The organism is Paenibacillus sp. Marseille-P2973 (assembly GCF_018101095.1).
Taxonomy (GTDB): domain Bacteria; phylum Bacillota; class Bacilli; order Paenibacillales; family Paenibacillaceae; genus Fontibacillus; species Fontibacillus vini.
This window is the reverse complement of sequence record NZ_JAGQEH010000002.1, coordinates 521496-535878: the sequence shown is the minus strand read 5'-3', so window position 1 is coordinate 535878 and position 14383 is coordinate 521496. Positions and strand designations below refer to the sequence as shown.

The following is a 14383-nucleotide window of genomic DNA, read 5'->3' as shown; positions in this document are numbered from 1 at the left end:
ATGTGGGGTGCTCCTGTAACAGAACGCGCCAAGAGCATAATGCTGCTTGGCGGCGGGGAACTGGGCAAGGAAGTCATCATAGAGTCACAGCGCCTTGGACTCCGGACTATCGTTGTCGACCGGTATGAGCATGCACCGGCGATGGGGGTAGCCCATGAAGCCTACTGCATCGATATGCTGGATGAGGAGACTTTAAAATCCCTGATTGTCCGGATAAACCCGGACCTTATCGTGCCGGAAATCGAGGCCATCGCTACTCCGGCGCTCGTGGAATTGGAGCAGGAAGGCTTTACGGTTATTCCTACAGCCAGAGCCGCCCTGCTGACCATGGATCGCGAAGGGATCCGACGGCTTGCGGCAGAAGAGCTTGGATTGCCGACGGCCGCCTGCCGCTTTGCGGATAGTCTCGAAGAGCTGGAAGCCGCCGTGGCGGAAATCGGCGTTCCTTGTGTGATTAAACCGCTGATGAGTTCGTCGGGCAAAGGCCAGAGTGTTTGCCGAAAGCCGGAAGATGTATCCACTTGCTGGACCCTGGCTTTGGAAGGTGCCCGCGCCAAGAAGATGCGCGTAATCGTGGAAGCATTTGTTCCGTTTACGAGCGAGATCACACTTCTTACCGTACGATCCGTTTCAGGCACGATCTTTTGCCCGCCGATCGGTCATATTCAACAAGACGGGGATTACGTGGAATCTTGGCAACCGCATCCATTAACGGAAGAGCAGCTGCTCGAGGCCCAGTCCATCGCGGGAAAGATTACCGAGGCGCTTGGCGGTTATGGTATTTTCGGCGTGGAACTGTTCGTGACCCCGGAGGGTATTGTCTTCAGCGAGGTGTCTCCACGACCGCATGATACAGGTATGGTAACGATGGTGACCCAGGATTTATCGGAATTTGCCTTGCATGTTAGGGCTATTCTAGGATTTTCGATTCCGTCGGTGGAACTGTTGACCCCCGGAGCTTCGGCTACATTAAAAGCCGACCGCGAAGGGGAGGACTTTGAGATCGGCGGAATGGAGGAAGCGCTCCGCTTGCCAAGAACGCAAATTCGCGTCTTTGGCAAACCGCTTTGTAAACCAGGCAGACGAATGGCTGTCGCCCTTAGCAGCGCCGATGATGTAGAAACAGCCCGAAGCCGCGCCAAGCAAGCGGCAAATATATTAAAGGTGGTATGGTCAAATTGAGTAATCAGGTTTGTGCCCCGGCCTTGGCAATCCGCAGATGTTGCAGCGATGATGTACATCATATGCTTCCTTTGATGCGTCAGCTTCGCTATCCAACTACGCCAAGCGTGCTGAAAGAACGCCTTACGATGTTGGAAGGTCACGAACAACTTTGCAGTTTGGTCGCTGAAGTGGATGGAGTTGTGGTTGGAACCATATTTCTAAAGCAGCATCAAACGCATGATATGATGAAACCTGTTACTAGCATTACGGCATTGGTAGTTGACGAGAAGCATCGAGGAACCGGGATCGGGAAACGTCTTCTTCTTGAGGCGGAGACCTGGGGCAAAGAGCGCGGCAGCTCGCAGATGTTCGTATCCGTAGCCGGAGACAACAATATTACGTCCAAATCATTCTATGAGTATTCGGGATTTACCTGCACAGGCTACCGTTTAAGCAAGCCATTGGCATAACCGAAATAAAAGCTATGGAAAGGGGGTCCGCCCATTTTCCATAGCTTTTTTCATGTTATTTTACCTTTGAGACAGGGATCCATATCTCACTTCTGAAATGAGGAGAGGACATCTCTTTACTCTCGTTCCACAGTATTTCCGGTCCTTCGATCAGTTCATAAGCCGAGGAGGGGAGCCATTCGGCATAAATGCGTCCCCAAACATTTTGCAGTGTATCGGGAAAAGGGCCCACTGCTTCAAAAACGGCCCATGTAGAAGCCGGAACTTCGAGGGATGTCAGTCCCTCCGGACAATCCTTCGTAGTTGCCGCGCCGATATAATGATCCAACTCCCCTTTTTCCTCCATACGTTCCTCGGAGAAATTTACCGATGCGCTGATCAGCCCTTGAGGCTCGACATCCGACAATTGTTTCAGTGTGGTGATCTTCTCCTCGTTTAAACTGGCCCACATCGAAGCGATTTCCGGATTGACTCCATGGAATACAATAGGGACCCTTTTCATGATTCCCACGATACGAAAAGCATCTTTTTCTACGATTCTGTAATTCATTTCATTCCCTCCTTGAATGGTCAACTGAAAGGTCATTTGCGGATACGCTTTGAGCATTGAACCGTGATTGCGGGCATCGGAAGGGGTGATTCCATGCATGAGTTGAAAGGCTCTGGCAAAAGAATCGGGAGAATTGTAGCCGTATTTCAGCGCCACATCTATAATTTTCAGGTCTTTATTCTTCAGATCAAATGCGGCTAGCGTAAGGCGTCTGCGGCGGATGTACTCAGATAGTGGAACCCCGGCGAGAAAAGAGAACATTCTTTTGAAATGGTATTCCGAGCAACAGGCCGTCCGCGCTACCTCCCGCATATCGATTTCCCCATCCAGGTGCCGTTCGATATATTCCATTGCACGGTTCATGCTTAGTAACGAATCCATGGTTTTTCCTCCCTTTCAACGTAAGATTAACAGAGGTATTTAACGTGTTCCCGACAAATCCAGTGCAAGTTATGCAGGATAAGCTGCGTTTAGCGAAATTTTTCTTGCGATATCAGGCAGCTAGTGCTCCGAAGTTTATACTTTCTGATATCTAAAAAAGACCGTCCGGCAATCGGAAATTGCCTAACGGTCCTTTGTGACATCATCCTGTTAATTTGCCGCATAAACGGAAACCGGCTCCAAAGCCGCAGCACTTCTACGGTGGCAATAATTTCGGCGATAGATTTCCATTTCCCCCCGAAACATCAGTTTAAGATGACAGCAGCTGGAAAAATCATGGGGTGTTGTAAGCCCGGCGGATTTGTCGAGGAGCTTGACGCCCGCATTTTGAAAAACGCTGCTTACGAACTGGGAACAAAAATAAGAATTTTCTCCGCCCAGCTCCATATTGAGGACGATTCCTAGAATTCCCAGGAAGTTATAGCTGTAAAGTTCGCGATTCTCTTCGAATTGCCGGACGTAATTTCGCATATCATTATAGGTTTCCTCGCTGACAGTATAACTGTAGACTGCACAGGTGGCTCTTTCGAACACGCGGGCATGAATATTCTCTTGGACGAAGCCGCCGAACATCGGAAGCAGCGGGTGTTTTCTGCCAAAGCTGTATACTTCCCGGAGCTCGGGATCGAACGCGATAGATGCATGATTATAAGGCGCCCGTGTATATAAGCCGATCATTTTAGCTACAACCGTATTCGGATTGCTTAGTAAAATATAAATTTGTTTGTTCTTTGTCATTAGTATTCAACCGCCATTATATTATTGGTTATGTATTCCAGATATTTCTATGTTCCATTTGATATTATCATGGTACGGCGATTCGGGGAATAGCGAAACGGACCGAAGACGGAAATAAAACTGGACTAAGGTCGTGGTTTAATTTGGGAAGCTCCGTTCCGAATCATTTACAAAAGCTGGTTGATAGGATAAAATCGGGGGGAAATTAAGGCACTTAGGCGGGCAATGCGAGAAGGAAGAGGATGGTTGTCGATGTACAAGTTAATTTTGGCTGATGATGAGGAAGATGTAAGAGAAGGGCTGCTGCAGTTAATCGATTGGGACAGCCTGGGCTGCCAAGTATCCGATACCGCGGAGAACGGAAAAGAAGCGGTGGAGCTGGTGGACAAGCACCTGCCAGATATCGTGGTCACGGATATCCAAATGCCGTTTATGAACGGCCTGGAGCTCTCCGAATGGATACGAGAAACTTACCCGGATACCAAAATCATTATTTTGACCGGTTATGAAGAGTTTGAATATGCCCAAAAAGCAATCCGCCTCGGCATTGACGAATATTTGCTCAAGCCTTTCTCGGCCGGTGAACTGGCTGCTGTGCTGCAAAAAGTCAAGGAGCAGATGGATGAGGAGAGGGCGGCCAGGGAAAATGTTCAGCTTCTGACCGAGCACTATCGAAAGAATCTGCCTGTACTCCAAAGCTTGTTTCTCTCTTCCCTGGTATCACGGCGTCTTCCGAAACGGGAGATTCGTGAAAAAAGCTGGCACTATGATCTTGATCTCGAGGGTACCGGTTATATGATCTCTGTTTTGAGAATCGATGACGCTTTTTCGGACGAAAGCCGCGAAACAAGGTCTAGTGTACGGGGTTCATCACTTTCTCTGAGAGAAACGAACGATACTCAGCTCCAGCTGTTTGCCGTATTGAACATAGCTAAAGAAATCGTCCGCTCGATACCGGGTGACCACCAGGTATTTATTCATCATGACGAAGTCGTGCTGCTCAGCATTTTTGACAGCGCTGACATGGAGCAAATGGTGGGCCGGAGTCTGGATTTGCTGGAGGAAATTCGGATCAGCGTGGAGCGTTATTTGAAGCTGACTGTTACGATCGGAGCGGGCATGGCCATTTCGGATATCGGGGATGTGTCCTTATCCTATCAAGAAGCGCTGCGAGCGCTGGATTATCGATTGATCCTGGGCAGCAACAAGGTGATCTGGATCAATGATGTGGAATCCCGTCAAATCATTCCCTTTGTGTTCGATGAAGTGAAAGAGAAGGAACTGATCCGATGCTTGAAGGTGGGCAGCGATAAGGAGCTTGGAGATCTTCTTGATTCCCTGTTTGGCGGGCTGCTCGACAGCCGGATTTCGTATCAGGATTTCCAGGTTTATTTGCTGATGATGCTCACTGCCGTCATTAAAGCGTCTCAGGATGTCCATGTGGATATGGACAAGCTGTTCGGAGACGGGGCGGTGTTTCTCGGCATGTTATCCAAATTGTCGCATGCGGCGGAAGCGAAGGCCTGGTTCGCCGGAATATGTATGAAGCTGAAGCACTCCATTGCAAGCGAGAGACAGACGAGCTATAACAAGCTGGTGGAGGAAGCCAAGGAATATATACAGCTGCATTTTGGTGAGAGCGATATGTCGATTAACAAGGTGTGCAAACAGCTCCATATCAGCACCGGTTATTTTAGCAATATTTTTAAAAAAGAGACCGGAATGACATTCGTAAATTACCTGATGGGTGTTCGTATGGAGTCGGCTCAGCAACTGCTGCGGACTACGGATTTAAAGGCATTTGAAATTGCGGAGAAGGTCGGATTTACCGATCCGAACTATTTCAGCTTTTGCTTCCGTAAAAAATTCGGTATTTCGCCGAAAGAATACCGGGGAGGAGCCGGTAAGGCATGAAAGGACCGCAGACCATTTCCCGCTTTCTAAGAAATTTTCATGTCAGAAAAATTCAAGTGTTAATCTCATTATCTTCAATTACCATTACCATTCTCGCCGTCGTGCTGGTCAGTGCACTGCTCTTCAACCGCTTCTCCAAAGCGGCGGAAGCGAACGCATATCTCAATCTGGGACAGATTATCGAGCAGGTGAACGCCAATCTGGAACTCTATGTCAGCGGGATGCAGGATATTTTCGATTTAGCCCAGGAGCAGATCAATGCCGTTACCGATATTCCTGACGACAGGCAGCTTGGAGAACAGCTCGGGACGATTTTGAATACGCGCAAGGACCTGGTATCCATGGCGTTGTTCACCAAAGGCGGGAACCTGGTGCGGGGAGTTCCGGAGCTTCCGATGCGGCAAAATACGAAGCTTACCGAGCAGCTCTGGTTCGAATCGGCGATTCAGAACCCGGGGACCCTGCAGTTTACTCCTCCACATATCCAGAACTTGTTTAAATCGGATTACCGCTGGGTGGTATCGATGAGCAAAAGCATTACCTACCGCGACGATTCGCGTATAAGGCAAGGTGTGCTTGTCATGGATATTAACTTTCGTACCATCGATGAACTCAGTCAAAGGGTTGGACTTGGCAAAAAAGGATACGTCTACATCATCGATAGCGTTGGAAATATCGTTTATCATCCTCAGCAGCAGCTGATTTATGCAGGTCTCAAATATGAGAATCTCGAACCGGTGCTGAATTACGCATACGGGAGTTATCTTGACGATTCCGAGGGAGAACAACGGCTCATCACGATCCAGACGGTGAAGCCGGCGGGGTGGAAGATCGTCGGCGTCGCTTATGCGGATGAATTTTTGACCACAAAAAAGGAGCTTGGCGGATTCCTGTACGGTTTTTTACTTGCCGCTATTGCCGTCATCCTTATTATTAATTTGTACGTCTCGGCCAGAATATCTCAGCCGATCCGCCGTTTGGAACGTTCCGTGCAGATGGTGGAAAAGGGCGATTTCGGTACGAACGTGTATGTCAGCGGGGCCTATGAGGTCGAGCAGCTGTCGAAGCGGTTTAACCTGATGCTGCGCCGGATACGGGAACTGATGGATCAGATCATTCAGGAGCAGGAGGCCAAGCGCAAAAGCGAGCTCGATGTCTTGCAATCCCAGATCAATCCGCATTTTCTATACAATACGCTGAACTCGGTTACACGCATGGCGGAGCTCGGCCGTAATGAGGAAGTGGTGACGACGATCACGTCCCTGTCGCGGTTTTTCCGCATCAGTTTGAGCAAAGGAAATCATATTATCCCGGTAGCGGACGAGCTGGAGCATGTGCGTCACTATCTGATTATCCAGACCATCCGGTTTAAAAATAAATTCCGTTACGAAATCCAGGCGGAGCCGGAAACGCTTGATTGTTTGACCCTAAAGCTTATTCTTCAGCCTTTGGTGGAAAACGCGATTCACCATGGCATTGAGAAATCGGCCGAGGAGGGCTTTATCGGCGTTTACGCCCGGATAAACGGAAACAAACTGGAATTGGTCATCAGGGATAACGGCATCGGAATGACGCAGGATATCGTAGACAAGCTGTTGTCCGGAAGGCTGCGCAGCGAAAGCGGCTCGGGAGTCGGTGTCACCAATGTCCAGGAGCGGATCGCCCTTTACTACGGTAAGGATTACGGACTGCACTATGAAAGCGAGCCGGAAGAAGGGACTACCGTTACCATTAAACTGCCGATCGTCAGACCGGAAACCCCGAAGAAAGAGGGGGATGAATCATGAAACTCGGTTACTGGCTGAAGAATGGTCTGCTGCTGCTGTTATTCATGTTGCCGTTGACGGCTTCCTGTGCGCCGGCAGGCAACCTGCAAAAAGGCGAGAAGACGACCGTGATCGATATGATCGTCAAAATGGACCGCGGGGATTATTGGAGCACGATCAAAATGGGAGCCGAAGTGGCGGCGAAGGAATATAACGTAAAACTGAATTTTCTCGCACCCGAAAATGAGAACGACTACAAGGAACAAATCCAGTTGATGGAACAGTCGATCGCTCGCCGGCCGGACGCCATCATCCTGGCCGCGAGCGATTATGAGGCACTGGGACAAGTGACCGACCGGAGCTCCTATTACGAGATCCCGGTGATCTCCATGGATTCCGAGGTCGCTTCCACAAAAGTGAAAACTTATGTCGGAACGAACAATTATGAAGCGGGGCAGAAAGCGGCCGAACGCTTGGTGGAACTCACCGGCAAACAAAGCGATATTGGAATCGTGAACTTCGTAAAGGGAGCCCGCAATGCCGACCAGCGGGAAGAAGGCTTTTTGGATTACGTGGCGCGATTCTCGGGAATCCGGGTAGTGGATATCCAGTATTGCGGATCTGACGAGGAACTGGCCTACCGTTTAACGCGAAATATGCTGACAGCTTATCCAGGTCTGGACGGGCTGGTATCTTTGAGCGCGGAATCCTCGATCGGAGCGGGCAGAGCCGTGGAGGAAATGGGGTACGGAGGCAAAATCAATATGATCGCATTTGATAATCCGCCTGAAATGCTGGAATTGCTTCAGGAAGAAACGGTTCAGGCGATGGTTGTGCAAAATCCGTTTAATAACGGATATATGGCGGTCGCGGCCGCGGTTAAAGCTGCCCATGGAGAAAAGCTGGAGGATCGAATTCCGACTGATACAAAGCTCATTGATCTGGAAAACATGCTGTGGCCCGAAAATCAGAAGCTGCTGTTTCCTTTTGTTAAATAAGCGGCAGCATCATATACTCCCCTGCCCGGCAGGGGAGTATTTTTGTATATTCGGGGTAAATTACTGGAGAACCAGAAATTTCCGCAATTATATAATCGGGAAGGAGATCATGATGAGCGATAAGGATATGCTGCACACGGGAACTGTCGATACGACCAAGGTGCTTGATGACTTATGGTGCGTCCGGACCCTGATCGTAAATACGGCATTTGTGGGACATCCGGAACGGGGAGACTGGGTGCTTGTCGATACCGGGCTGGGTCCCTTTAAGCATGCACTAATACAGGAAGCCGATCATATTTACGGAAGGCCTCCCAAGGCGATCATTTTGACGCACGGGCATTTTGACCATGTCGGGTGCGTGATCGAGTTATCGGATTACTGGAAGGTTCCCGTCTATGCCCATGTTGAGGAATTCCCTTATTTAACAGGGCTTCGGGATTATCCGGAAGGTGATCCTTCCGTGGGCGGCGGGCTGATGGCCGGAGTGGCCCCGTTGTATCCGAACGGCCCCATAGATATAGGAGACAGATTGCAACCACTTCCGGAGGATGGCACCGTCCCTGGAGCGCCAGGCTGGAAATGGATCGCCACGCCGGGACACAGTCCGGGGCAGGTTTCTTTGTACCGGGAACAAGACCGCACTTTGATCGCCGGGGATGCATTTATTACGGTCAAACAAGAATCGGCGCTTGCGGTGATGCAGCAGAATAAAGAGATACATGGGCCGCCGAGGTATTTTACCCCGGATTGGGAGTCCGCGAAAGAATCTCTGCGCAAGCTGGCTGCATTACCCCTGGAAACGGCGGTTACCGGCCACGGTTTGCCGATGTCGGGCGAGGAACTGCGCACCGGGCTCAAGATGCTAAGCGAGAATTTCGATGAACTCGCCGTCCCGGAACAAGGTAAATATGTGGATGATGATCGGCATTAAAGCGTGATGGCGCCAGCTCCGGGATAACCCCGGGGCTTTTTTAGTATGAAATGATCAATATAACATCCTCAGAATTTTCATAGAACATCTCAGAATATTTGATTCGCAATCTTGAGGATTCCATGCATAATGAAAACGTAACCAACAGGATAAAAAGAAAACGATATCAGTTCAGGAGGTCAAAAGAATGAAAAAAGTCGGTACAGCATTATTAGTTGCAGCAGTGCTCGGGGCCACGATGGCAGGCTGCTCCAGCGGCGGAAACAAAGATAGCGGCGGGGCGGGCGAGCCGAAGGTGGGCGTGGCCATTTACAAGTTTGACGATACTTTCATGACCGGCGTGCGGAATTCCATTGAGAAGAACGCAAGCGGCATCGCTAAAGTAGACATTGTCGACAGCCAAAATTCCCAGCCAACCCAGAACGATAAAATCGACTTGTTCCTGACGAAGAAAACAAATGCGTTGGTCATTAACCCGGTTGACCGTACTGCAGCTGGAGTCATTATCGATAAGGCCAAAGCTAAGGATACTCCGGTTGTATTCCTGAACCGCGAACCGCTTCCGGAAGATATGAAGAAGTGGGATAAAGTGTACTATGTCGGTGCGAAAGCGGAAGAATCCGGTACCTTGTCCGGTCAAATTATCGTCGACTACTGGAAAGCCAATTCATCGGCTGATAGAAACGGCGACGGCGTTCTCCAATACGTCATGCTGAAAGGCGAGCCGGGTCACCAGGATGCCGAGCTGCGCACGCAATATTCCATTCAAGCGGTGGAAGATGCAGGCATTAAGGTAGAAAAAGTAGCCGAAGATACTGCGATGTGGGACCGCGTAAAAGGGCAAGAGAAGATGGCCGCGTTCCTGGCTGCCAATGGAGATAAGATTGAAGCCGTATTTGCGAACAATGACGACATGGCATTGGGTGCCATCGAAGCGTTGAAAGCTGCCGGATATTTTACAGGCGATAAATTCATGCCGGTAGTCGGCGTGGATGCTACTGCGCCAGCTCTTCAAGCACTGGAACAAGGAACGATGCTAGGCACGGTGCTCAACGATGCCGAAAACCAAGGCAAAGCGGCTGTGATGTTGGCTTCCCTGCTGGCAAAAGGCAGCGAGATTAACAAAGACAGCGTAGGCTTCGAGATTACGGACAATCAATATGTCTGGATTCCTTATCAAAAAGTAACGAAAGATAACGCAGCTAATTTTAAATAAAACGCAGCGTACGCAGCAGGACTTCTCATAAGCAATTTAAGCATGGGAGGTTCGAACCTAAAGGGACGGACCTCCCAATTTATATGGATGGCTTGAAGGATAGAGTCTTGGAGGGAACGCTTGCTGTGCCTCTTTAGGAATAGAACAATTTAGGGGGCGGAACCATGATGGAACAGAAATATGCATTGGAGATGAAGGATATCTCCAAGGAATTTCCCGGCGTCAAAGCGCTGGATCAGGTAACTCTGCAGGTTAGACCCGGGACCGTACATGCGCTAATGGGCGAAAATGGCGCGGGCAAATCAACATTAATGAAATGCCTGTTCGGAATCTATAAACCCGACGGCGGAGAAATTTATTTGAATGGACAAAAAGTCGAAATTAACAACTCCAGCGACGCACTGAGACTTGGAGTTTCGATGATTCACCAGGAGCTGCACCCGGTGCCGTTCCGCAATGTCATGGAAAACATATGGCTCGGCCGCTTCCCGCTGAGGGGCTGGTTTCCCTTCAAATTTGTGAACCATAGCAAAATGTTCAGGGACACGGAAGAGCTGTTTAAACAGTTAGATATTGATATAAGTCCGGATACGCTGGTAGGAAAGCTATCGGTTTCCAAAATTCAATCCATCGAAATCGCGAAAGCGGTTTCATTCCATTCGCAAATCATTGTCATGGACGAACCTACCTCGTCATTGACCAGTGTGGAAGTGGAGCATCTGTTCCGCATTATTAATGATTTGAAGAAACGCGGCGTGTCTATCATTTATATTTCGCACAAGATGGAAGAAATATTACGTATTTCCGACGACGTGACGATCATGCGGGACGGTAAGAAAATCGGAACTTGGCCGGCGGACCAAATGACTACCGATTTGATTATTTCCAAAATGGTCGGGCGGGATTTGACACAGCGATTCCCTGACCGCCATAACGTTCCAAACGGCGTAATTATGAAGGTGGATCATTTGACTTCCCCTGATCCGAAGTCGTTCAAGAATGTGTCTTTCGAGCTTCGAAAGGGAGAAATACTCGGCGTGGGCGGTCTTGTGGGAGCCCAGCGGACCGAATTGGTTGAAGCCTTGTTCGGGCTTCGAGACATTCAGTCCGGCAGCATTTCGATCAATGGCAAAGAGGTCAGAATCAAAAGCGCCGGCGATGCGAAACGTCACGGGTTGGCGCTGCTGACTGAGGAACGACGTACAACGGGGATTTTCCCGGTATTATCCGTACACGAGAATGCGGCCATCGCCAATATGGACCGGTACGTAAAGCCTTACTTACTGATCGACGACCGCAGAAAAAAGACAGAAACCAACAAAATGGTAGAGAAGTTGCGGACCAAAACACCTTCTCCAAAGACTCTGATTATGGATTTGTCCGGGGGAAATCAACAGAAGGTTCTGCTCGCGCGCTGGCTCCTTACGGAACCGGAGATTCTGCTGCTCGACGAGCCGACCCGGGGAATCGATGTCGGGGCGAAATACGAGATTTACTCTCTTATCGCGGAGTTGGCCCAGCAAGGTAAAAGCATCATCATGATTTCATCTGAGATGCCCGAACTGCTTGGCATGTCCGACCGGGTGATGGTTATGTCCGAAGGTCGACTGACGGGCATATTGGATGGAGACCAGGCCTCGGAAGAGGAAATTATGCGGCTGGCTGCCCAGCATTAGAGAGAAAGAGAAGGAGGAGAACATCATGGAAATTAGAAAAGTACAAAATTTCGTAACCCAAAATGCGATATATATCGTGCTAGCGGTGCTCGTCATCGGGATTGCCGTGTACGAACCAAGCTTTATCGGACTGAATACACTTCAGGATATACTGGCTCAATCATCAACCCGGGTGATTATTGCGCTAGGCGTAGCCTTTATCCTGATTACCGGAGGTACCGACTTGTCAGCCGGACGGATGGTGGGTTTAACTGCGGTTATATCAGCGTCCATGCTTCAAACGGAAGAATACGGGCGGCGGTTCTTCCCGGATCTCCCGCAATTATGGATGATCCTGCCGATCATCATCGCCATCGTCGTAGGTCTAATCTTCGGCATGATTAACGGAATCATAGTGTCCAAATTCAAAGTTCCTCCCTTTATCGCCACCCTCGGTACCATGGTCGCGATTTACGGTATCAACTCTTTGTATTTCGATATGGATCCCAACCAATCACAGCCGATCGGCGGACTGCGCAAGGATTTCACGGACCTTGGTTCAGGAAGCATCCACATCGGACAATTTTCGCTGCATTATATCGTCATTATTGCGATCGCCGTTTGTTTCATCGTCTGGGTCATGTTCAACAAAACCCGGCTCGGTAAAAACATGTACGCCATCGGGGGCAACGTACAGGCAGCGAAGGTATCCGGCATCAACGTAAACAAATACCTGATTCTGATTTACTCCATCGCAGGAGCGCTGTACGGGTTGGCCGGCGTCCTTGAGGCCGCCAGAACGGGCGGAGCCACCAACAACTACGGGAATATGTATGAGCTTGATGCGATCGCGGCCTGCGTAGTTGGCGGGGTATCTACGACAGGCGGGATAGGTACGGTTCCGGGCGTCATGGCCGGCGTGCTGATCTTCACGGTAATTAACTATGGACTGACCTTTGTCGGGGTTGGCCCGTACTGGCAGCAAATCATTAAAGGTGCGATTATCGTTGCCGCTGTTGCATTCGACATGCGGAAATATGCATCCAAAAAATAAACGAATTTTCATTTTTTATTTCCAATTTTCCAGTTATTTCTCATGCGTATTAACGGGGAACATGTTAAAATGTGACAAGGAACTCATTTTTTGTGGAATCATCTGACTAAGGAGGAGAAACTTCGATGAACAAGAAGTCTCACTTAAGAAGAATTTCTGCGGGCCTTGTCTTCTCCGTCTTGGCAGGATCTTTGATGCTGGTACCGGCAGGAAGCGGTACGGCTGATGCGGCTTCATCTAAACAAATAGCGGCAGTTTATGCGAAAATTCAGACCGAACGGGCTGCTGAAGTAGTTGCCCTGGTCAACAAGGAGCGGGCTGAAGCGGGATTAAAACCGCTTACCGTGCACACTAATTTATCGAAAATGGCAAAAACCAAAGCGATCGACATGTTTAAAAACAAGTATTTCAATCACACATCACCTACTTACGGGTCCCCCTTTGACATGATGGATTCATTTAACATCACATACCGTTATGCAGGCGAGAATATCGCCATGGGGCAAAGAACCGCCAAAGAGGTAGTGGAGGACTGGATGAACAGCCCGGGCCATAAAGCCAATATTTTAAATGCCAATTACAATCTCATCGGCGTCGGTTATTACAACGGGTACTGGGTTCAGGAATTCATCGGTACAAAAGATTGAGATGATTGAAACGCGAAAGCAATAGACACGCCAATGAGGCGTGTTTTTTGCTTGAATAAAAATATTTTTAATAAGGATGAAACCTTGAAACAATCGCTACGTAAACATTTATCAAGAAGTTAAAATTTTTAGGGAGGCAACTAAACCATGTCGATTTTTAAAAGATTACGTGATTTGACCATGTCTAATATTAACGCGATGATTGATAAAGCGGAGGATCCGATCAAGATGACGGATCAATATATTCGTGATATGCAGGAGGACCTGGAGGACGCCGAGAAGGCGGTCGCCGCTCAAATCGCGATTGAGAAGAAATTCAAGGCGCTTTATGAAGAGCAGGAAGCTTTGGTAGCCAAGCGAACGCAGCAGGCTCATACGGCCGCTCAAGCCCAAAACGTAGAATTGGCCCGCCGTGCGCTGGAAGAGAAGAAAGCCGCTGAAACGAAGATGAACGAGTATAAAACGAATTACGACCAAAACAAGACTTCCGCCGATAACCTTCGCGCTAAGCTGGAAGAGATGCGTAAACAGCTTACCGAGATGAAGAACAAGCGGGAGACGCTGGTAGCCCGTTATAACGCGGCCAAAGCTCAAAACGAGATCAACAAGGCGATGACCGGCTTTAGCTCGGACTCCGCTGCCAGCGGTTTGAAGCGCATGGAAGAAAAAATGATGCAGATGGAAGCGCAGGCCGAAGCAAGCAACGAATTGAACTCCAAAGGATCCGATCTGGATGACGAATTCGAAAAGCTCGGCAAGGACCAGGCGGTTGAAGATGAACTGGCTGCTTTGTTGAAACAGTACGACAACAATCAAAAATAAGAACGCTTTGAATT

General features: G+C 49.2%; 13 protein-coding genes. 11 read left to right on the top strand and 2 right to left on the bottom strand.

Annotated features, from left to right (window positions below):
* Together purT and KB559_RS06020 are read left to right on the top strand one after the other, a co-directional pair.
* Positions 1–1182: a formate-dependent phosphoribosylglycinamide formyltransferase gene (gene purT / locus KB559_RS06025; protein ID WP_211020801.1), complete on the top strand. Its 1182-nt coding sequence runs from the start codon at positions 1–3 to the stop codon at positions 1180–1182.
* A complete protein-coding gene (locus KB559_RS06020) occupies positions 1170–1634 on the top strand; it encodes a GNAT family N-acetyltransferase (protein WP_247681597.1) in 465 nt (154 codons plus the stop codon). The genes purT and KB559_RS06020 overlap by 13 nt, the downstream gene beginning before the upstream one ends.
* A 55-nt stretch (positions 1635–1689) precedes the next feature.
* Here the strand turns inward: KB559_RS06020 and KB559_RS06015 are convergent, their stop codons facing one another.
* On the bottom strand, positions 1690–2565 hold the full coding sequence (locus KB559_RS06015) for an AraC family transcriptional regulator (protein ID WP_211020800.1): 876 nt from the start codon (positions 2563–2565) through the stop codon (positions 1690–1692).
* 210 nt (positions 2566–2775) lie between these two features.
* Positions 2776–3363, bottom strand: a complete 588-nt coding sequence (locus tag KB559_RS06010) for a C40 family peptidase (protein ID WP_211020799.1) — start codon at positions 3361–3363, stop codon at positions 2776–2778.
* 252 nt (positions 3364–3615) lie between these two features.
* On the opposite strand from KB559_RS06010, the gene KB559_RS06005 reads away from it, so the two are divergent.
* From KB559_RS06005 to KB559_RS05965, 9 genes are all read left to right on the top strand, one after another.
* The gene (locus KB559_RS06005; RefSeq protein ID WP_211020798.1) at positions 3616–5277 is read left to right on the top strand and encodes a response regulator; all 1662 of its coding nucleotides are present in this window, start codon (positions 3616–3618) and stop codon (positions 5275–5277) included.
* Entirely contained in the window at positions 5274–7064 is a 1791-nt protein-coding gene (locus KB559_RS06000; RefSeq protein WP_211020797.1) for a cache domain-containing sensor histidine kinase, read from the top strand. Before KB559_RS06005 ends, KB559_RS06000 begins: the two co-directional genes overlap by 4 nt.
* A complete protein-coding gene (locus KB559_RS05995; RefSeq protein WP_211020796.1) occupies positions 7061–8041 on the top strand; it encodes a substrate-binding domain-containing protein in 981 nt (326 codons plus the stop codon). The genes KB559_RS06000 and KB559_RS05995 overlap by 4 nt, the downstream gene beginning before the upstream one ends.
* A gap of 112 nt (positions 8042–8153) precedes the next feature.
* Positions 8154–8975: an MBL fold metallo-hydrolase gene (locus tag KB559_RS05990; RefSeq protein WP_211020795.1), complete on the top strand. Its 822-nt coding sequence runs from the start codon at positions 8154–8156 to the stop codon at positions 8973–8975.
* 187 nt (positions 8976–9162) lie between these two features.
* Positions 9163–10191, top strand: a complete 1029-nt coding sequence (locus tag KB559_RS05985; RefSeq protein WP_211020794.1) for a galactose ABC transporter substrate-binding protein — start codon at positions 9163–9165, stop codon at positions 10189–10191.
* 164 nt (positions 10192–10355) lie between these two features.
* The gene (locus KB559_RS05980) at positions 10356–11867 is read left to right on the top strand and encodes a sugar ABC transporter ATP-binding protein (RefSeq protein ID WP_211020793.1); all 1512 of its coding nucleotides are present in this window, start codon (positions 10356–10358) and stop codon (positions 11865–11867) included.
* 25 nt (positions 11868–11892) lie between these two features.
* Positions 11893–12900 carry a galactose/methyl galactoside ABC transporter permease MglC gene (gene mglC, locus KB559_RS05975; RefSeq protein ID WP_211020792.1) on the top strand — a complete coding sequence of 336 codons (1008 nt, stop codon included), beginning with the start codon at positions 11893–11895 and terminating at the stop codon, positions 12898–12900.
* A gap of 125 nt (positions 12901–13025) precedes the next feature.
* Entirely contained in the window at positions 13026–13547 is a 522-nt protein-coding gene (locus tag KB559_RS05970; protein WP_211020791.1) for a CAP domain-containing protein, read from the top strand.
* Positions 13548–13694: 147 nt separating this feature from the next.
* A complete protein-coding gene (locus KB559_RS05965) occupies positions 13695–14369 on the top strand; it encodes a PspA/IM30 family protein (RefSeq protein WP_211020790.1) in 675 nt (224 codons plus the stop codon).
* The last annotated feature ends 14 nt before the right edge of the window (positions 14370–14383 follow it).

What these genes read in the sequence shown, in the direction of transcription:
- purT (WP_211020801.1), top strand. Translation starts at nt 1, where the DNA reads ATGTGGGGTGCTCCTGTAACAGAACGCGCCAAGAGCATAATGCTGCTT.
- KB559_RS06020 (WP_247681597.1), top strand. Translation starts at nt 1,170, where the DNA reads ATGGTCAAATTGAGTAATCAGGTTTGTGCCCCGGCCTTGGCAATCCGC.
- KB559_RS06015 (WP_211020800.1), bottom strand. Translation starts at nt 2,565, where the DNA reads ATGGATTCGTTACTAAGCATGAACCGTGCAATGGAATATATCGAACGG.
- KB559_RS06010 (WP_211020799.1), bottom strand. Translation starts at nt 3,363, where the DNA reads ATGACAAAGAACAAACAAATTTATATTTTACTAAGCAATCCGAATACG.
- KB559_RS06005 (WP_211020798.1), top strand. Translation starts at nt 3,616, where the DNA reads ATGTACAAGTTAATTTTGGCTGATGATGAGGAAGATGTAAGAGAAGGG.
- KB559_RS06000 (WP_211020797.1), top strand. Translation starts at nt 5,274, where the DNA reads ATGAAAGGACCGCAGACCATTTCCCGCTTTCTAAGAAATTTTCATGTC.
- KB559_RS05995 (WP_211020796.1), top strand. Translation starts at nt 7,061, where the DNA reads ATGAAACTCGGTTACTGGCTGAAGAATGGTCTGCTGCTGCTGTTATTC.
- KB559_RS05990 (WP_211020795.1), top strand. Translation starts at nt 8,154, where the DNA reads ATGAGCGATAAGGATATGCTGCACACGGGAACTGTCGATACGACCAAG.
- KB559_RS05985 (WP_211020794.1), top strand. Translation starts at nt 9,163, where the DNA reads ATGAAAAAAGTCGGTACAGCATTATTAGTTGCAGCAGTGCTCGGGGCC.
- KB559_RS05980 (WP_211020793.1), top strand. Translation starts at nt 10,356, where the DNA reads ATGATGGAACAGAAATATGCATTGGAGATGAAGGATATCTCCAAGGAA.
- mglC (WP_211020792.1), top strand. Translation starts at nt 11,893, where the DNA reads ATGGAAATTAGAAAAGTACAAAATTTCGTAACCCAAAATGCGATATAT.
- KB559_RS05970 (WP_211020791.1), top strand. Translation starts at nt 13,026, where the DNA reads ATGAACAAGAAGTCTCACTTAAGAAGAATTTCTGCGGGCCTTGTCTTC.
- KB559_RS05965 (WP_211020790.1), top strand. Translation starts at nt 13,695, where the DNA reads ATGTCGATTTTTAAAAGATTACGTGATTTGACCATGTCTAATATTAAC.